This is a genomic window from Lonsdalea quercina subsp. quercina (genome assembly GCF_000688655.1).
GTDB classification, from domain to species: domain Bacteria; phylum Pseudomonadota; class Gammaproteobacteria; order Enterobacterales; family Enterobacteriaceae; genus Lonsdalea; species Lonsdalea quercina.
In genome coordinates, this window is the sequence record NZ_JIBO01000004.1 from 1 (window position 1) to 19,616 (window position 19,616).

Consider the following 19,616-nt stretch of genomic DNA (forward strand, 5'->3'; position numbering starts at 1 on the left):
ACATGGAGAGATTCGTCGCGCCAGTCCGCCGGGATCGCCAGTGTGCCTTCATTCATCTGATACATGCTGTTGCCGTCCTTTAGTTCAAATCGATGCGGGTACCGTTGAGTACGATGTGCTTGCCCACGATATTGATGTCGCCATCCTGAGTGATGAGGATATAGCCGCTGCCGGTGCCAATCTGGATGCTGCCTTCCCGCGACTGAATGGTGATGTTGCCCTTGACGTGCAGCGTCTCGGCCTCGTTCACCACCGTGCTGCGGTTTCGGGTCACGGCGATGGTCTGCTGCCCCTGAATTTCCGTCACCTGGTCGCCCTGTACCGACACCGTCTGATTGCGCTGCACCACCTGCGTCTGGTCGCGCCCGACGTTCTCGCTGTGGTCAACGTTGACCGAGGTGCTGCGGTTATTCAGCACCACGGTGTTCATGTCTTTCTGGGCATGCAGGAACAGCTCTTCCTGCCCGGCCTGATCTTCAAAGCGCAGCTCGTTGAAGCCGACCCCTTTGTGGGTCGCACTCTTGATGCTCATGCGGGTCTTGTGCGCCGGCAGTTCATACGGCGCGGGATGGGTGGCGTGATAGGTGCGCCCGGTGACGATCGGCTGGTCCGGGTCGCCCTCCAGAAAACTTACCNCCACCTCATGACCGATGCGCGGGATGGCTATCATGCCGTACTGACCGCCCGCCCAGCCCTGACTGACGCGTACCCAGCACGAGCTCTGGTCGTCGCTCGAACCGTAGCGGTCCCACGGGAACTGCAGCTTCACCCGGCCGTATTCGTCGCAGTAAATTTCTTCCCCTGCCGGACCGACCACCGTCGCAATCTGCGGGCCGTCGACCATCGGGCGATGCGGCATTTTCGCTCGCCACGTGGTGCTGGCCTTCACCACCCCAAACGNGTTGGTCAGCGTCGTCGGCTCGCCGCCGCCTTCCTCTTCCAGCGCCTGCGGCTGGGTGCCGGTGTGGCTGACGGTCACCACCTGCCAGCCGATGTTCAGCGTCAGGTTCGGGTGCTCCGTCAGGGTAAACGCGCTGCCGGGCATCAGCGTCGCGCAGTTCGACGCGCCTTGTCCGGNGACCGCGTCGGCGCGCAGCGCATCCAGCCGGTGGCCGCTGAACGCCTTGCCGCTCGGGTCTTTCTTGAAACGTCCCGGGTAGTCGTAGTGCTGGTAGCTTTCACGCTGATGGTCCAGCGCCTCGCCCAGCTTCTTGTGCGACAGGCCGTAGGCCGGGGTCTTGAAGCTGTAGTCTTTTAGCTCCACTTCCGCCGTGCGCACCGCTTCCCGGTAGCTGAACTGGCGCACGTACGCGCCTTCTGATAATCCCTGACTGGCGAGGTTGAAGAACAGGTCCGGGCCTTTGCCCAGCGCCACCGCGTCGTCCGCGAACNCCNCCCGGTGTTTGCCCGCCTCGAATTCGNGGAAGTAGAACAGCCCTTCCTCCGCCGCCAGCCGGTTGATAAACGCCAGGTCGCTCTCCCGGTACTGCACGCAGTATTCCCGCTGGGCGTGCTCGTTGCGCAGGGCAAAGGCGAAGTCGGTGATACCGGCCTCCTGCAACAGGACGCTGATAATCTCTTCCGGCTTCTGCGCCTGGAAGATGCGGGCGTTGGTGCGCAGGCCCAGCCGCCACAGCGCCGGACGCACCACCGCCTGATAACGCGTACGCCGAAAGCCGGTGTCGCCCTGACCGAACTCGCTGACGATACCGCTCACCCGCCGTTGCAGCTCGCCTTCGTACCACACCCGCAGCTCGCACGGCTGGTCCAGCACCGCNCCGAAGTCCACCGCCGGCAGCGCGCTCGCCAGCGACAACCCCAGCGCAAAGGGCTGGTTCAGCTCCTCGTCCAGCTGAAAATCCACTACCGAGAAGGTGCTCTCCGGCAGTGCGCCTATCGTTACGGTAAACTGAAGCCCGGTCATGCTTGCCACGTTATCCCTCTCCTTTTTCCCTGACGCCACGGCTACCGCACGCCCCGGAGTGTGGCTCCGTGCGCCTGCGATGCCGCCGTAATGGTGGTCGGTACTCTTGTGTGCTTTTATCTTTTTGCTTTTGCTGTGGCCTGGGTCTGCCCACGCCGCAACACCCGAATACAACGGAAAAACCCGGGCCGCAGCCCGGGTGGTCGGTATTACGCTTCGACCGGCGCACGCCAGTCGTCGGAGCCTGAAGTTCCGGCGACGGTGTGTTCCCAGTCGATTTTGCGGTAGGACATGGACACCTGGATCAGCTGGGTGTAGTCCAGTTTGGACGGGNCCTGGCAGTGCGGCATCTGGCAGTCGATATCCACGATGGTGGCGTCGGTCAGCGTGGTGGAGAAGAAGTGCTCCTGCTTGCCTTCAACCGAGGTGCGGTACCATTTCAGGGTCACGGTCGGCAGCATTTCGCCGGACGCCAGGGCGTTGTACATCAGCGGAACGGCTTTGTTCAGCGCCACGGTGAATTTGAACGGCTTGTNCACACGCTGGCCGGACGGCTGACCGGACTGCGGGTCGGTCGGGACGGTCACGATGTGTTTGAATTCCTGCACCAGCATTTCATCTTCGTGGCCCTGCACGTAGATGTTGCCGACGGAGTCGGACGTGAAGGCACCGGCGGTGATGTTGCCCTNAGTTTTCCCTTCAATGCTGATATAACATGGGGTTGGCATAGTCTTGCTCCTTGTTGTTGAACGGTTTTTACTTTCGCCCGCTTGACAATGCAATGGCTATGCCAACTTTTATCCTATTGTTTTATAATGGAATTTAAAATATACATTTCAGCCTATTCAAAATCTGCGCAAAAAGTTGCGCAGAATGCGCAGATCGTTTGCAAACATTGCGCAAAAAGTGATTTGTGCTGGAAAGTGCGCAAGAAGTTGCGCAGATTTGGCAATTGTTCTGATAATTTGACTTAGCGATCGCCAGAGTCCGTCATGTTGATAGGTAAGGGCGATTGATCCGTCTTCAAATCAAGACATTTCAGCGCTAAACACTCATCTCGCACGATCGGTTCATTACTCTGGATCCGGAGAGTCAATAACGCCTTATTACCGGAAATTCCATAGTCTTGAGTTTTATTGATGAACGGATTGATATCATCGGTGACGTTTTGATGGATGAGCCGAGGCGAATTCCAAACATCACGTTAACGGATGCATTATGTTGTTGCGGCGAGCGGCACGATTTTGTCATACATCCTGCCAAAGAACGTTTCACAAATAACTTCCTTATCTTCTCTTCACCACATACCAACAATGTGCTCGAACTTGTCGTCCGTCTTGCTATGTTATCTCGTTGTTTGACTTTTGCGCCATTATCGTTTTTGTTTTTATACCAGCTGGTTATCAGTCTCAAAAAATTATTTATCCCAAATTGCAAATAGATTATATGGCACATCTAATTTCCTGTTCCTTAATGGTATTAAAATAACTGGGGTTTGTAAGATGGGAGTTAGAACCACCTTAAGTCATATTGTCAGGACATAATCGGTTTTCAGTGAGTGGTCGATTCTTTGTTATTCGCTTGAAATGAGTGATAGAGATGTTAATTGTGTTGCCAGGAATGTCATGTTTAATAGGATCGTTAAGCTTGGGAACACAACTGCTATTATTAGATAACGGGCATGATGACGACGGTACACCGTATTTGCTGAGTCCAATGGTTTTATCTGATTTCTTATTCAGAAGTTATTTTGTTAACAATCGATACAGCACATGTAAAGTGAATAACGATGCCTCAAACCCCGCGACAACCTGACAAAAACTACTTTTTACAGTTCAATGTGTGCATTTATCTGTGATAAACCGGCGTGCTATCGACACGATGGTTACAGTAACTATGGTGACTATTTGGTCATTAATCAAAATTTAAGCGCCATTATTGTGCCGTTTTTTTATGTTTGAAAAACTTGGTTTTTTGTTGATTTATTCTCTTTTTTGATTTTGGATTTCTTTTTATATCTATGATTCTATAGATATTTTTGTTTTAGCAATACAGAATGATATTATTATTGACCACTTATAACAGGTGTGTGTATCATCGCCTCGTCAGTATTTAGCGTTATATCGCTCAATTAGCTCGAAGTTAACTGCTTTTTTACTATTTGGTAATGGATATACCAAGAGGAAGTAATATTGGTTATATCCAGTTGCTTAGGTAATATCAACGGTCGATAAACGAAAAGTAATTTATTTTTCTTATCCGAACAGTGTTGTTCTAATTAACCTCGGACGTACCCTGGAAGGAATCGACCATGTGTTTTCTGGCCAGTCAGGGCCTAAACCTGGTATGCGAATATGGGAAAAGGAATTGACGGTGCATCCGTTGCACCAAAGGAACGTATTAATATCAAATATGTACCCGCGACTGGGGGACAGCAAAGCGAAGTTGAATTGCCGCTGACTCTGATGGTCGTTGGTAATATGAAAGGTCGTACGGAAGAAACGCCGATTGAGGAACGTTCTACTGTATCGATCGATAAAAACAATTTTTCTTCCGTTATGAAAGAATCCAAACTGGAACTCAATTTCAGCGTGCCTAATCGCCTGGAAGAAGAGAGCCAGGATGACCTGCCTGTAAAACTCAATATCGAATCTTTAGCTGATTTCTCCCCCGACCGTATTGCTGAACAAGTACCTGAATTGCAAAAGCTTCTGGAGCTCCGTGAAGCGCTGGTTGCGCTGAAGGGCCCGCTTGGCAACATCCCTGCATTCCGTAATCGTCTGCAGGATTTGCTGGCAAGCGAAGATGCGCGGGAACAGCTGCTGAAAGAGCTGGATCTGGTGAAACCAGCTGAGTAATACGTTGGATTGACGAGAAGGGAAACAAACATGTCAGTAGTAGAAGAGAAAGTACAGGCGGGCGCAGAAAGTGCCGCTCCTTCCTTGCTTGATGAGATCATGGCCCAAGCCCGGCTTACGCCTGTCGATGAAGGCTATAGCGTCGCCAAGCAGGGGATCGCCGCACTGATCTCAAATATTCTGGACAGTGGCGATACGAGCGAGCCGGTCAACAAGGCGCTGGTAGATAGCATGATTGTTGAGCTGGATAAAAAGCTCAGCAAGCAGGTCGATGTCATTTTGCACGCCGAGGAAGTTCAGGAACTGGAATCTTCCTGGCGTTCGCTGAAGCTGATGGTCGATCGCACTGATTTCCGTGAAAACATCAAGATTCTATTGCTCCATGCCACCAAGCAGGAGCTGTTGGATGACTTTGAGTTCGCGCCCGAAATCACCCAGTCCGGTTTTTACAAACACGTCTACTCCAGCGGTTACGGCCAGTTCGGCGGACAGCCGATCGGCGCGGTCATCGGTGACTATGCTTTCACGCAAAGTTCTCCGGATATCAAGCTGCTGCAATACACGAGCGCGGTGGGCGCGATGGCCCATTCACCTTTCATTTCCTCGGTTGACCCGACGTTTTTTGGCGTTGACAGCTTCACCGAATTGCCGACCATCAAAGACCTCAAATCCGTCTTCGAAGGCCCGGCTTATACCAAATGGCGCTCTCTGCGCGAATCTGAAGATTCCCGCTATCTGGGCCTGACGGCACCGCGTTTCCTGGCGCGTCTGCCGTACGATCCGGTCGAAAACCCGATCAAAGGGTTCAACTACAAAGAAGATATCAGCGTCGACCACGATCACTACCTGTGGGGTAACACGGCCTATCTGATGGGAACGGCGCTGACAGACAGCTTTGCGAAATATCGCTGGTGTCCGAACATCATCGGTCCGCAGAGCGGTGGCGCGATTACCGACCTGCCGGTACACGTTTATGAAGCGATGGGTCAATTGCAGGCCAAGATCCCGACGGAAGTTCTGATCACCGATCGTCGCGAATACGAAATGGCAGAGGAAGGCTTCATTACTCTGACCATGCGTAAAGACAGTGATAATGCTGCATTTTTCTCTGCCAATTCGGTGCAAAAACCGAAGGTGTTCCCGAACACCAAAGAAGGGAAAGAAGCGGAAACCAATTACAAATTGGGCACACAGCTCCCATACATGTTCATTATCAACCGTCTTGCTCACTACATCAAAGTGCTGCAGCGCGAACAGATTGGTTCCTGGAAAGAGCGTCAGGATCTGGAACGTGAACTGAACGGCTGGATCAAACAGTACGTTGCCGATCAGGAAAACCCGCCGGCAGACGTTCGTAGCCGTCGCCCGTTGCGTGCCGCTCAGATCAAGGTTCTGGATGTTGAAGGTGAACCGGGTTGGTATCAGGTCGCAATGTCCGTACGTCCTCATTTCAAGTATATGGGGGCGAATTTTGAACTGTCGTTGGTGGGACGTTTGGACAAGGAATAATCTCTGATGGCCTCTCTCTCTTCGTGGGATAGAGGGAGTGCCGCCAGTTTGTTCGATCGTATCCGGGGCGAAGAACGTCGCAGTTCTTCGCCTCAGGACGAGCTGGAGTGTCTGATTGAGTCGGTAAAACGCAAACTCGACCAGGTGCTCAATACGCGTCCGGGAAGTTGTCGCAGTGCGCCTGATCTCGGCGTCATTGATTTTAATGACGCGACGCAGGGCGGAGCAGATATACGTGGTCGGATACGTGAGGCGATACGGCAATGCATTTGTCAGTATGAGCCGCGCATCGTTCATGTCGAAGTCAGTTCCAACGACTATCCATCTAGCCCGCTCGAAATGGCGTTTCAGGTGACAGCTCACGTACGGTTGGAACAGCTGGAGCAGGTCACTTCCTTCAATATCCATATGGACAGTCACCGACACTATAGAATGACGTAACTATGCTTCTGGAACACTACTTCAGGGATGAAATAGCTTNCCTGCGTTTGCAAGGACGCCAGTTTGCCGATGCCCACCCTGAACTGACCCGTTTTCTATCAGAACAAACCACCGATCCGGACGTCGAGAGGCTGCTGGAAGGGTTTGCTTTTCTGACGGGAAGTTTGCGGGCAAAAATTGAGGATGAATTTCCTGAATTGACCCACGGGCTGCTGGGCATGCTGTGGCCGAACTATTTACGTCCGGTTCCCAGCATGACGATTATGCAGTTCTCAGTGATCCCTGGAGCCATTGCACGGCCTGCTTTAATTAGCCGCGGCTGTATGCTGGATAGCCAGCCAGTCGACGACGTCGTATGCCATTTCCAGACCTGTCATGACGCCTGGGTGTATCCTGCGGATATCCGCGACATCAGCGTACAAAGCGGTAACGACCTCTCCAAAATTAGTCTGGACTTCAACCTGCACGGACCGATGCTGCTCAACGAGTTGCAGTTGGACAAGCTGCGGTTTTATTTGGGAGGCGACAGCTACACCGCCTACGAACTCTATTTCTGGCTCTCCAGTAAGCTTTCCCACATCGAGCTTGAAATCGATGGGACACGATTCAGACAAGAAGCCAGTACGTTAAAAACGATCGGCTTCGAACGGGAAGATGCACTGCTGCCTTATCCGAGCAACGTCTATTCCGGCTACCGAATTTTGCAGGAATTTTTCTGCTTCCCGGAAGCCTTCCTGTTCTTTCAGCTTTCCGGTGCGGACTGGCCTAACCAGCCGTTGTCGGTCACTGATTTCAAAATCCACTTCTGTTTTGCCTGCCCGCTGCCTGCGGAACTCAAAATCCGTCCTGACTCTTTCATGTTGAACTGCGTACCGGCGATCAACCTGTTCCAGCATGACAGCGAGCCGATCAACCTCAACGGCCGCCAGACGGAGTATCCGCTCAAAGCCAGTTACCGACATGCGGATGCCTACGAAATTTTCTCGGTGGACAAAGTCGAGGGATGGATTGAAGGCCATATCGGGCGCGCTCGCGGCGAGCCGCGACAGTATCAGCCGTTTGAAAGCTTCCAGCACCAGATTGAGCGCGCCAAAGGCCGTCTGGCGTTGTACTACCGCAGCCGCGTGCGCGAGGCGGTCAGCGGCGACGGTTTCGACCATGCGCTATCGTTCGTGCGCGGTGATGAAACCGAAGCGGTTGATATGGACGAGTCCATTTCGGTATCGCTGACCTGCACGAACCGCTCCAAAGCGTCTCAGTTGCCAGTCGGCGCCGTCTGCATGCCGACCGGCAGCTCGCCGTCGTTCGCGAAGTTCAGAAATATTATCCGGCCGACGCGGCCGCTGCGTCCCGCACTGGACGGCAGCCTGCATTGGACGCTGATCTCCAACCTGTCGCTGAACTATGTTTCGTTGCTGCGTCGCGACGCGCTGGTGCAGATCCTGCGGACGTACGACTTCCCGGCGCTGCATGACAAACAGGCCGAGCAGGCGTCCCGCAAGCGTCTGGCCGGGATCGAATCAATAGAAACCACGCCGATAGACCGGCTGATTCGCGGGATGCCGGTACGTGGGCTGAAGTCGGTGCTGTCCGTGTATCAGTCCGCCTTCGCCAGCGAAGGCGAGCTGTATCTATTCGGCACCGTACTGGCGCATTTCTTCTCGCTTTACGCCAGCGTCAACGCCTTCCATTTATTGGAAATCATCAACCTTGATAACAAGGAGCGCTACAAATGGCCAGTCCAGATAGGTCAGCACTCCATGATGTGATGTTTCGGGATGATGCGCCGCGCTTTAATTTTTTCCAGCTGGTCGAGCTTGTCAACCGGTTGGAAGGCGTGGATCAGGAGCGGGGGCTGGACTACCGGCCTGAACAGGAACGCATACGGTTCAAATCCACCGCGTCCCTGGGTTTTCATAGCAGCGATATACAAGGCATTACGCAGGACGAAACGCAGGGCCATGTGCTGGAAGTCGCCTTCATGGGCCTGCACGGCAGTCAATCGCCTATGCCCGGCTACTACCTGGACGATCTGGCCTGGGAGTATGCGCAGGGCGAACAGAAACTGGGCGCGTTTCTGGATTTCTTCCACCACCGCCTGCTGACGTTGTTACACCGCCTCTGGCGCAAATACCGTTACCACGTCCGCTTTCAGGACGAAGGGGAAGATGGATTCTCGCGGCTGATGTTCGCGCTGGTGGGCCTGGGCAATGACGCCGTGCGCGAGAGCCTGCCGGTCAACCGGGCCAAGATGCTGTCCTACGCCGGAATGCTGGCGAGTCCGAGTCGCTCGCCGGAAGTGGTGGCCGGGCTGGTCGCGCACTGCTTTGNCCTGGACATGGTCGATGTTATCGCGTGGCAGGCGCGCAAAGTGCCGATTCATACGGACCAGCAGAATCGGTTGGGAAGGGCCAACTCCATGATGGGCAACGACTTCGTTATCGGCGACAAGGTTAACGACTGCGCGGGAAAATTTTTGCTGAAAATCAATAACCTGAGCTTTGCGCAGTTTTTACAGTTTTTGCCCAACGGCGAACATTTCGAGCCACTGGTGCGCTTCGTTTCCTTCATCCTGCGCGACCAATGCGCGTGGGACCTGCGGCTGGGGTTCGGTTTGGGAGAAGCGAAAGGGCTTCGCCTGGGACATGAGCAGAGCGCTCGTTTGGGATGGAGCAGCTTTCTCGGCGAGCCGCCGAGCGAGCCTGATGTGACTATTTGCGTGCAGGAGTAATCGTGAACGAACTTAATCAACAACTTTCTTTGGTGGTGCTGAACAGTGAACAGCTGGAAGGCAACTCCCAGGTTCAATACCAGTTTCATCAAAGTGGCGGCACGCTGGGCTCCTCGGAGCAGGATAGTTGGAAGCTGAAAGATCGGCTAGGCGCGGTGCTGCCTGAACATGCGCGCATCGAACTGCATGATGGGCGCTTTTGCCTGTGTGATCTCAGCGGCCAAACCTTCATCAATGGTGCGACCTCGCCCATCGGGCGCTCAAGAAAAGTTTTTTTGGATCAGGGCGACGAACTGACGGTCGGACCGTTCAGGCTGCGAGTGTATATGGGCAAGGTCAGCGCGGAGCCGGAACTGGCGCAGATCATTGGCAACCGCTCGGAAAATGAGCTGGATGACTGGCTTGCGCAGGAAAAAGCCACGGAGAATAACGAANAAACGTCTACGCCATCCCCGGCCAGCGACCCGCTACTGGCGCTACAGCAAGAACAAACCGGCGCAAACGCATTCCTTACTCAGGAGACGCGGGCAACGCCCGAATTCTCCACTACGACTCGTGTTTCATCTACTTCTTCTTCAGCCGTTGAGGGCACCATGGACCAGGAATTTCTCGAGCTACCCGCTATACAGGACCGTTTTGATTCGCTGACAGCCGGCGACAACATCGAACAAAACGCGCTGGCCCCGCTGATGCGCGGCCTCGGTCAGACGCTGGACATCGGCAACAATCAGCATCTCAGCAATTTCCTTGAGGACATGGGAAAAACGCTGCGCGCCATGATTGAAGGGCTGTTGAAGCTGCAGGCCGACCAGGCGGCGCTGTCGGACAAGCATTTGCGTCCGATTGAAGACAATCCGCTGCGTCTGAGTCTGGACTACCACGACACGCTGTCGTTGCTGTTCGCTGAAGAGAAAAGCCCGGTGCACCTTTCCGCACCTGCCGCCGTCGATGAAGTCCTGCGCAACGTGCGTATCCACCACATTGCCAACGAGCAGGCCATCGCGACCGCGCTGGACAGCATTTTGCAGGCGTTCTCCCCCGACGTGTTGCTCAAGCGCTTCGAACATTATCGCCGTGCCGGCGAGCAGAATCCCATGGACGATGGCTGGGCCTGGTCCATGTACCAGCACTACTTCCGCGAGCTGACGTCCGAACGCCAGCAGGGATTCCAGAAGCTGTTCCAGCAGGTGTATTCCCAGGCCTACGACCGCGTCGTTCGTGAGCAACAGGAGTTAATCTGATGCTGCGGACATTCTTGCTTTCCGGGGTATTACTGCTGCTTTCAGGCTGTACCACTATGGGCAAGATGGCTGACGTTGCAATGAACCCGGATATTCAGGTGGGGAGCAACGATAGCCAACCCTCGACCGCCGGGTTCAGCCTGCTTGCCGAGCCGGACGTGAACCCCAACGAGAGTGGGGAAGCGGCGCCGATTGAGTTTCAGATCGTCATGCTGTCGGAAGACTCCAAGCTGCTGGCGACGGACTACGACCAGGTGACGGCCGATCTGGAGAAATCGCTGGGCAAGAATTACATCGACCACCAGGACTACACCTTGCTGCCGGGACAGTTCAAGTATCTGCCGCCGGTCAAGCTGGATGAGAAGATACGTTATATCGGCGTCGTTGCGCGCTATGCGGATCCCGACAGCGCCGAATGGCGCAAGGTCATCAAAGTGAAAAATACCGGACGGGCCTATCAGATTCTCGTGCATCTGCGTCTGGATGAAGTCGAACTCCAAAAAGAAGAAGAATAGCTATGTCGAGCCGAAATCGGATTATTTGGCGTGAAGGTTTATTCATCAAACCTCAGCATTTTCAACAGCAGCAAAGGCATACGGATTACACTCTGCACGCGCGTCTGAGCGCGATGGGCGATTTTTTCTACGGCCTTCAGTCGCTGACCATTAACGAAGAGTACCTGAACTTTGGGCGCATCGCGCTGGTGTCCGCTACCGGGATCATGCCGGACGGCACCGTCTTTAACATTCCGAGCGATGACATGTTGCCGCAGCCGCTGGAGATCACCGATGCGTCGGTCGTCAATCAGAAGGTCTATCTGGCGATCCCGCTGTCCGTCAGCGGCGTGAGCGAGGTCAATCACGGCGGTCAGCAGATTGCGACGCGACTGCATGCACACCGCCACGACGTGCGCGATCTGCACAGCGAAGGCGGCGATGTGGTGTCGCTGGAAGTGGGGCAGGTCAGCCTGCGTCTGATGCTGGAGCGCGACGATCGCAGCGCCTACGCCTCGCTGGCGATTGCCCAGATTCTGGATAAACGGCCGGATGGCGGTCTGGTGCTGGACCCGAACTTCATGCCGTGCAGCATCAGCATTTCCGCGATCCCAACGCTTAAGCGTTTCCTCGGCGAGTCCGCCGGACTGGTGGCCGAACGCGCCCGCAGTCTGGCGCAGCGCATCGCCGCGCCGGGACAGCAGGGGGTCGCCGACGTCGCCGAATTCATGATGTTGCAGTTGCTCAACCGCGCGCAGCCGCTGCTGTCGCATTTGGCGCGGATGGGGACGCTGCACCCCGAGCGTCTGCATGAAGCGCTGGTGCAGGTCTGCGGCGAACTGATGACGTTCACGGATGAATCCCGCCTGCCGCCGGAGTTTCCCGCCTATCGCCACGACGACCAGCAGAGCAGTTTTGAGCCGCTGATGATGGCGTTCCGTCAGGCGCTGAGCACCGTGCTGTCGCCGCGCGCCGTCTCGTTGCAGCTGCGTAAGCACCAGTACGGCGTGATGATTGCGATGGTCGGCGACAGCGAGCTGATGGCCAGCGCCGACTTCGTCCTGGCCGTACGCGCCAGAATGCCGCAGGAGCAGTTGCGCAAACAGCTGTTGCAGCAGACCAAAGTGGCGTCCAGCGACAAGATCCGCGAACTGATCAGCCTGCAGCTGCCGGGCGTTCCGCTGCTGCCGCTGCCGGTAGCGCCTCGTCAGCTGCCGTACCACGCGGGCTACAGCTATTTCCAGCTGGATCGACAGAGCGCCGCCTGGCAGATGCTGGTGGGCGACAACACGCTGGCGTTCCATATTGCCGGGGACTTCCCGGATCTGGATATGCAGCTTTGGGCTATTCGTAGCTAATTACCGGGGGAAGAGCTAGATGACGATCGATGTTATCCGCAATGAGCTGCTGGGCGACTTGTTGTACGACCACGCCCAACAGCTGGATATGGACTCAGACTATTGGTTTCGGCTACGCGGCCAAAGCATCAACCCCATGATTGACGCCGTGACGCCGCTGCTGGGCATGGTGGAGCGCGTGCGTCATCTGACGGCGTATGACCAGGTGCCCGATCTGTACCAAAAAGTGGTGTCGGAAATTCAGGCCATTGAGCAGGAGCTGATTACGCACGGCTATGAAAACGGCGTCATTTTGTCGTTTCGCTACATCCTCTGCACCTATATCGACGAGGCCGTCATGGGCCGCGAATGGGGCAGCCAGAGCGTGTGGTCGGAGCATTCGCTGCTGACCCGATTCCACAACGAAACCTGGGGTGGAGAGAAGGTGTTTGTCCTGCTGGGCAAATTGCAGACCGATCCGGTCCATTATCGGGACATTCTGGAGTTCATCTATCTCTGTCTGTGCCTGGGATTTGAGGGGCGCTACCGCGTGATGACGCAGGGCCGCGACGAATTCGAAGGTATTGTCCGCAAGCTTCACAACATTCTGCATCCGGAATCGGCGGAGACACCCTCCGTCTTCCATCTCGATCTGGGACAGCAGTCCTCCGGCTACCGGATGCGCCGGCAGATTTCGCTCTTCACGCTGTTTTTATGCGTCAGCGTGGTGTTAGCGGCGATCTTCGGTCTTTATCACTATCAGCTCAGCAATCAGACCCAGGACGTGCTTCGTCAACTGGGGGAATTATTACAATAAGATAGGAGATCACACGATGATTCGAATAGAACTGCCGGTGTTGGTTGAACGGCTTAATCCTATTTGTCGACACATGCTGGAAGAGGCTGCGGCCCTGTGTGTGAATTGCCAGGGCGCGGAAATCCGGGTCGAACACTTGCTGCTGAAAATGTTGGACACGCCGCTCAGCGACGTGCGTCAGATCCTCAAGCGCGCTGAGGTGGATGTGGATGAGCTGACGCAACTGCTCCAGCCATCCGGCGTGGATAAAGAGTACGATCAGGGCTACCCCTCGTTTTCGCCGTTGCTGATTGAGTGGTTGCAGGACAGCTGGCTGTTGGCGTCCGCGGAGATGCAGCACGCCACGTTGCGCAGCGGGGTGCTGCTGCTGGTCCTGCTGATGACCCCCAATCGCTACCTCGCCGGAGCGGTTACGCGCTCTCTGGCGAAAGTGAACCGTGAGCTGCTGCGTCAGCAGTTCGACGAGTGGGTGAAAGACTCTGCGGAAACGGACGTCTCGTCTACGGCCGCCGGCAACGCGGGCGGCGGCGCGGCGGCGTCTCAGGGCGATGCGTCGTTGTTGGCTCGCTTCACCGACAACATCACCGAGCAGGCCCGCGCGGGCAGGCTGGNCCCGGTGCTGTGTCGCGATAAAGAGATCGATCTGATGATCGATATCCTGTCGCGCCGCCGTAAGAACAACCCGATTGTAGTGGGTGAAGCCGGCGTCGGTAAAAGCGCGCTGATCGAAGGTCTGGCGCTGCGCATCGTGGCGGATCTGGTGCCTGAGAAAATGCGCAACGTCGAGCTGCTATCGCTGGACTTAGGCGCGATGCAGGCTGGCGCCGCTGTCAAAGGCGAATTCGAAAAACGATTCAAAGGGGTGATGCAGGAGGTGAAAACCTCGCCTCAGCCCATCATTCTGTTCATTGATGAAGCCCACACGCTGATCGGCGCGGGCAATCAGGCCGGCGGGCTGGACGTTTCCAACCTGATTAAACCGGCGCTGGCGCGCGGCGAGCTGCGTACCATCGCCGCCACGACCTGGAGCGAATACAAGAAATACGTCGAGAAAGACGCCGCCCTGTCGCGCCGTTTCCAAATGGTCAAAGTGGGTGAGCCGGACGCGGAAGAGGCCACCGTCATCCTGCGCGGCCTGCGCAGCATTTACGAGAAGGCGCACGGCGTTCTGATCGACGAAGCGGCGCTGCATGCCGCGGCCCAACTGTCATCACGCTATATCTCGGGCCGACAGCTGCCGGATAAAGCCATCGACGTGCTCGATACCGCCTGCGCTCGCGTCGCCATCAATCTGACCACGCCGCCGCGCGCCATCAGCCATGTGCAAAATCAGCTGCACCAGCGCGAGCAGGAAATTCTTCAGCTTGAGCGTCAGACCCGGATCGGTCTGGGGGATAATGCGGAACGACTGGCGTTGCTGCGTGACGCTCAGCAGGCCGATGAAGCGGAGCTTACCGCTGTGAACGCGGATTGGCAGGCGCAGCAGGCGTTGGTCAGCGAGGTGATCGCACTGCGCGCGGCGCTGTTGGCCGATGAACTCACCGACGAGGTCACGCTGGGCGAGGAAACCCTGTCGCTGGCGGACGCCACGCAGCGTCTGGNCGAGCGCGAACAGGCGCTGGCCGCCTTGCAGGAAGACGCCATTCTGGTCTCCGCGCACGTGGATAAAGCGCAGATCGCTGCGGTGATCGCCGAGTGGACCGGCGTGCCGCTGAACCGCATTTCGCAGGGCGAGCTGGACGTTGTCACCCAGTTGCCGACGCACCTCGGCGACACGATCAAAGGGCAGGATCTGGCGATAGCCCAACTGCACAANCATCTGCTGACCGCCCGCGCCGATCTGCGTCGTCCGGGCCGTCCTCTAGGGGCGTTCCTGCTGGTCGGTCCGAGCGGCGTCGGCAAGACCGAAACCGTGCTACAGATCGCCGACCTCATGTTCGGCGGCCGCAACTACCTGACCACCATCAATATGTCGGAATATCAGGAGAAACACACGGTGTCTCGCCTGATCGGCTCTCCTCCGGGCTACGTCGGCTTCGGCGAGGGCGGCATCCTGACGGAAGCCATCCGCCAGAAGCCGTACTCGGTGGTGCTGCTGGACGAAGTCGAAAAAGCGCATCCCGACGTACTGAACCTGTTCTACCAGGCTTTTGATAAAGGGGAGCTGGCGGATGGCGAAGGTCGTCTAATCGACTGTAAGAACGTCGTCTTCTTCCTGACGTCCAACCTGGGCTTCCAGACCATCGTGGATTACGCCGACCGGCAGGACGATCTGCTGGATGCGCTCTATCCCGAACTGGCGGGCTTTTTCAAACCGGCGCTGCTGGCGCGTATGGAAGTCATTCCTTACCTGCCGTTGGCTCAGGATACGCTGGTCGATATCGTCCACGGCAAGCTCTCTCGTCTGGTCAATCTGCTGAAGGCCCGCTTCGACGCTGAAGTGGTTATCGACGACGACGTGCCGGTAGAGATCTTGCGGTTGGCTAACCGCAGCGAAAACGGCGCGCGCATGCTGGAGTCCGTGATCGACGGTCATCTGTTGCCGCCGGTGTCGTTGCAGCTGCTGCAACGGATCTCCGCAGGCGATGCCATTGCGCGCATTCGCTTCAGCGTGAACGACGGCCAGTTTGTTTCAGAGGTGGAGGGCTGAGGATGCAGCAAGCCCTTGAATTCACGCTTTCGCTGACCCGGCCTCATGACGAGGCCGAACTCTGCGACTGGTTGCTGGATACCCTGCGGGACCACTGGCGGCCGAGCGGTGCAGTTCTGGGCTTGGTGGATATCAGCGGGCGGCAATTTACCTGTGAGGGATGGATTCACGGCAAACCGGTGTTATTGACGCTGGACGTCGATGACTTCAGCCATCCCCTGGCTTACGTATTGCACAAAAATCAGGTGAGAACCTGGGACTCTCTGTACGGCGGCGCGCGCATAGAACACGCCGCGTTTCGCGGACTGCTGGCGGAAGCCGGGGCGCAGTGCGGTCTGCATGCCTTGCCGGTCAACGGTGAGAACGGCAAGTCGGTCGGCGTTCTGGCGCTGTTCGACAGCGGCGTCCGGCTGCGGATGTGGCATGAGCAAGATGAGCTGCCGCTGCTGGCGCGCATTTTCNCGCATCAGCTTGCCCTGTTGCGGGATTTGGGCCGCAGCCGCCGTGAGCAGACCGTGCTGCGAGACTCGCTGCGNCAGATCAAGGGTAAGGACGCGCGGCTGCGCCAGCAAGAGAAACTGTTGGAGACCTCGCTCGTCGGGCAGTCGGCGGCGATCCGCCGACTGCATCAGCAAATCGGTCAGGCGGCTCAACATCATCTGGCGGTGCTGATCCAGGGCGAAACTGGTGCGGGCAAAGACGTGGTGGCGCGTCTGCTGCATCAGTGTTCGGTCCGCGCCGACAAGCCGTTTATCGCCATCAATTGCGCGGCCATCCCCGAAAATCTGATTGAAAGCGAGCTGTTTGGCTATCAAAAAGGGGCTTTTTCCGGCGCGCAGTGCAACAAAGACGGACTGGTGGCGCAGGCCAACGGGGGGNCGCTGTTCCTGGATGAGGTCGGCGATATGCCGATGATTATGCAGGCCAAGCTGCTGCGCGTGCTGGAAACGCATGCCTTCCGTCCGTTGGGCGGCGATAAGGAGTGCCACTCCGACTTTCGCATCATCGCGGCGACGCATCAGCCGCTGGAGCAGTACGTCAGCGAAGGACGCTTCCGGCAGGATCTGTACCACCGGCTCTGCCAGTGCGCGATCCAGGTCTCTCCGTTGCGGGAACGGCCGGATGACATCGCGTTGCTGTGCGAACATTTCATCGCGCTGTTCGAACGTCAGGAAGGCAAAACGTTCGGGGCATTGCCGCGCGCCGTTCTCAAGCATTTGATCGATTACGACTTCCCCGGCAACGTCCGTGAACTCAAGAACCTGCTGGAAGTGGCCTGCGCCAATACCCCAGCGGGACAGGAAATCAGTCTGGACGCGTTGCCTCCGGAGCTGAAAAATCGCCTCGACGACCAGTCTATCGTGCTGGAAGACGGCTACAACCATATCCGGGATTTGCGTCTGGCGACGCAGCAGTACGAAGCGGCGGTGATCGCCGAGCGTATGCGCTATTTCCAGGGAAATCGCTTACTGGTGGCGGAAAGTCTCAACATCCCCAAACGGACGTTGGACCACAAGTGCCAGAAGCTGGAGGTGAAATGATGAGTATTTTATCCCTGTTGCCATTGCTGGTTTCGGCGTCGACGGCGCCTGCCCCCCACTGGGAGCGGCTATTGCAGCAGTGCGGCCAGGAAACCGTGCCGCAGGTGCGGTTAGCCTGCTACGACGCCATCGGCAGAGCGTCGGCCCCGACTGCCGGCACGTCTGCGCGTCCGGCGGACTGGCACGATCTCGTGGCGAATCATTCCGCTCGCGGCCGCGACGGGTTCGTCCTCAATCGCGATGATGCCTCGGACAGCCAGACACTGACGCGCCGCGCCGTCGAGGGGGGCACGTTGACCATCTCCTGCTCCAGCGCCATTACGCATTTGCGCTTACAGCTGGATAACGCGTGGCCAGGTGAGCAGATTCAGGCTCGCATCGATGGCGAACCGACCGCAGACAACTGGTTCGTCCGCAACCGGGGGATGCTGTTGGAATTCGGGCGCGGTCTGCCCGCCATCGAAGAGCTTAAACGCTGGATCGGCCATCGTGAGCTGCTGCTGTCGGACGATCGCGGCAGGACGGTGCAGGTCGACCTCACTGGTCTGGGGGACGCCCTGAAGCCGCTGCGTCAGCAATGTCGTTGGTAGGAGAACAGTCGATGGCAATCCACTCTCATCCTTGGTGTCAGCGGCTGCTGACGCCCCTGCCGGTAGACCGGGTCAGCGGCGCGGTTCCGTCGGACGATCCGCTCTGGGAAGACATCGAAACCGAGATGGTGAAGCTGGGATCGCTCGCCCACAGCCAGGTGGATATCAACGCGGTGGCGGAGCAGTGCATGACGCTGCTGGAAAGCCGTACCAAAGACATGCGCGTCGTCGTCCAACTGCTGCGCTGCTTGCAGCATCCGGCGAAGGCGACGCCATTCGCGACTGCAATGATGCTGCTGGACGACTGGGTGAACGTCTACTGGACCACGGCATGGCCGCAGAACTCGTTGCAGAAAACCCGGTTGATGACGCAGGCCGCCAAGCGTTTCGACAGCGTGTTGCCGCGCGTCGCCGAGAGTGCCTCGGTGGCCGAACTGGGTCAGTTGTTGACATTGTCGGAGCAGTTCGCCCAGCGTTGGTCCGCCATCGCGCCCGACAACACGCTGTTTGACGATTTGACGGTCAGCCTGCGTCGCGCGCAGAGNCGGCGCGCAGAGCAGAACAAGGCAAATGAACCGCCTCCGCGCGCGCAGGCGAGCGCCAGCGTCGCATCGGCTTCGTCCGGTCAGGCGGAACCGAAACCGTCCGTCGACATCAATCATTCGGATGACCGCGCCTGGCGGCAAACGCAGCTCAAAGTGGCGGAACTGCTGGTGGAACAGCAGGTGGATACCCCGGTGGGATACCGTCTGCGTCGGCACGCTATCTGGTCCGGCATCACCACGCCGCCGTTGACCGCAAAAGGCAACGCCACGCAACTGGCTCCCATGTCGGTGGATAGGGTGGACGAGTACAAGGCGGCGATGGGGCAGGCGGACAAGGCCCTGTGGGCGCGGGTGGAGCAGAGTCTGGTATTGGCGCCGTACTGGTTTGAAGGGCACATGTTATCGGCGCAGATCGCCACATCGCTGGACTGTAAAGCGACGGCTTCGGCCATCGCTGATGAGCTGCACGCCTTCCTGACGCGTCTGCCGACCCTGCGGGAACTTACGTTCAACGATGGGACGCCGTTCCTGACCGACGCCTGCCGAGAGTGGGTGGATGCCGGACAGGCGAACAGCGCGTCGTCGTCCGGGCAATCCGACGATCTGGCGGGCGAGGCGGCGAAATGTCGGGCGGAGAAGGGCCTGAACGCCGCCATGACGCTGCTGGATGAGAAGATGGCCAAGATGAAAGAGCCCAGAGGCCGTTTCTACGCCCAGCTGATCTTAGCGGATCTGCTGGCGGAGGAAGGAATGAAGACGTTAGCAACACAGCATTACCACGCTTTGTGGCAAGAAACCCAGCGATTGGGACTGTCGCAGTGGGAGCCGGGACTGGTTAGCCGCCTTGAGCGCTTTGCAACCTCGTGGTCAAAATAAGACATTCGGAGTGAATGGTCACTTATGTTTAAAACAATCATTACCTTTTTGCGGCAACAGTT

Annotated in this window: 15 protein-coding genes; 13 read left to right on the forward strand and 2 right to left on the reverse strand. The window is 57.1% G+C overall.

The window, feature by feature from the left end; translation table 11 throughout:
• Nucleotides 1-79: 79 nt before the first annotated feature.
• Nucleotides 80-1,933: a type VI secretion system Vgr family protein gene (gene tssI / locus RZ35_RS02925; RefSeq protein ID WP_026741954.1), complete on the reverse strand. Its 1,854-nt coding sequence runs from the start codon at nucleotides 1,931-1,933 to the stop codon at nucleotides 80-82.
• A 200-nt stretch (nucleotides 1,934-2,133) separates the two neighbouring features.
• The gene (locus RZ35_RS02930; RefSeq protein ID WP_026741955.1) at nucleotides 2,134-2,652 is read right to left on the reverse strand and encodes an Hcp family type VI secretion system effector; all 519 of its coding nucleotides are present in this window, start codon (nucleotides 2,650-2,652) and stop codon (nucleotides 2,134-2,136) included.
• A gap of 1,626 nt (nucleotides 2,653-4,278) precedes the next feature.
• On the opposite strand from RZ35_RS02930, the gene tssB reads away from it, so the two are divergent.
• The 13 genes from tssB to tssA all read left to right on the forward strand — a co-directional run bounded on the left by tssB (nucleotide 4,279) and on the right by tssA (nucleotide 19,554).
• Nucleotides 4,279-4,782 (forward strand): type VI secretion system contractile sheath small subunit, encoded by a 504-nt coding sequence (gene tssB / locus RZ35_RS02935; RefSeq protein ID WP_026741956.1) that lies wholly within the window; start codon nucleotides 4,279-4,281, stop codon nucleotides 4,780-4,782.
• A 30-nt stretch (nucleotides 4,783-4,812) separates the two neighbouring features.
• Complete coding sequence (gene tssC, locus RZ35_RS02940) at nucleotides 4,813-6,291, forward strand: type VI secretion system contractile sheath large subunit (RefSeq protein ID WP_026741957.1); 1,479 nt, start codon at nucleotides 4,813-4,815, stop codon at nucleotides 6,289-6,291.
• Between the two features lie 6 nt (nucleotides 6,292-6,297).
• On the forward strand, nucleotides 6,298-6,732 hold the full coding sequence (gene tssE / locus RZ35_RS02945; RefSeq protein ID WP_026741958.1) for a type VI secretion system baseplate subunit TssE: 435 nt from the start codon (nucleotides 6,298-6,300) through the stop codon (nucleotides 6,730-6,732).
• 2 nt (nucleotides 6,733-6,734) lie between these two features.
• The gene (tssF, locus tag RZ35_RS02950; protein WP_026741959.1) at nucleotides 6,735-8,501 is read left to right on the forward strand and encodes a type VI secretion system baseplate subunit TssF; all 1,767 of its coding nucleotides are present in this window, start codon (nucleotides 6,735-6,737) and stop codon (nucleotides 8,499-8,501) included.
• Entirely contained in the window at nucleotides 8,465-9,463 is a 999-nt protein-coding gene (tssG, locus tag RZ35_RS02955; protein ID WP_026741960.1) for a type VI secretion system baseplate subunit TssG, read from the forward strand. Before tssF ends, tssG begins: the two co-directional genes overlap by 37 nt.
• A complete protein-coding gene (tagH, locus tag RZ35_RS02960) occupies nucleotides 9,448-10,704 on the forward strand; it encodes a type VI secretion system-associated FHA domain protein TagH (protein WP_455709681.1) in 1,257 nt (418 codons plus the stop codon). Before tssG ends, tagH begins: the two co-directional genes overlap by 16 nt.
• Nucleotides 10,704-11,219 (forward strand): type VI secretion system lipoprotein TssJ, encoded by a 516-nt coding sequence (gene tssJ / locus RZ35_RS02965; protein WP_026739480.1) that lies wholly within the window; start codon nucleotides 10,704-10,706, stop codon nucleotides 11,217-11,219. Before tagH ends, tssJ begins: the two co-directional genes overlap by 1 nt.
• Nucleotides 11,220-11,221: 2 nt before the next feature.
• Nucleotides 11,222-12,556, forward strand: coding sequence for a type VI secretion system baseplate subunit TssK (gene tssK / locus RZ35_RS02970; RefSeq protein WP_026739481.1), 1,335 nt, complete (start codon nucleotides 11,222-11,224; stop codon nucleotides 12,554-12,556).
• Between the two features lie 19 nt (nucleotides 12,557-12,575).
• Nucleotides 12,576-13,352, forward strand: coding sequence for a type IVB secretion system protein IcmH/DotU (gene icmH, locus RZ35_RS02975; protein ID WP_026741962.1), 777 nt, complete (start codon nucleotides 12,576-12,578; stop codon nucleotides 13,350-13,352).
• 16 nt (nucleotides 13,353-13,368) lie between these two features.
• A complete protein-coding gene (gene tssH, locus RZ35_RS02980) occupies nucleotides 13,369-16,002 on the forward strand; it encodes a type VI secretion system ATPase TssH (protein ID WP_026741963.1) in 2,634 nt (877 codons plus the stop codon).
• Nucleotides 16,003-16,004: 2 nt separating this feature from the next.
• Complete coding sequence (locus tag RZ35_RS02985; protein WP_026741964.1) at nucleotides 16,005-17,543, forward strand: sigma-54 interaction domain-containing protein; 1,539 nt, start codon at nucleotides 16,005-16,007, stop codon at nucleotides 17,541-17,543.
• A complete protein-coding gene (gene vasI, locus RZ35_RS02990; RefSeq protein ID WP_235195074.1) occupies nucleotides 17,540-18,133 on the forward strand; it encodes a type VI secretion system-associated protein VasI in 594 nt (197 codons plus the stop codon). The genes RZ35_RS02985 and vasI overlap by 4 nt, the downstream gene beginning before the upstream one ends.
• A gap of 11 nt (nucleotides 18,134-18,144) precedes the next feature.
• Nucleotides 18,145-19,554 carry a type VI secretion system protein TssA gene (gene tssA / locus RZ35_RS02995; RefSeq protein ID WP_455709682.1) on the forward strand — a complete coding sequence of 470 codons (1,410 nt, stop codon included), beginning with the start codon at nucleotides 18,145-18,147 and terminating at the stop codon, nucleotides 19,552-19,554.
• Nucleotides 19,555-19,616 lie beyond the last annotated feature (62 nt).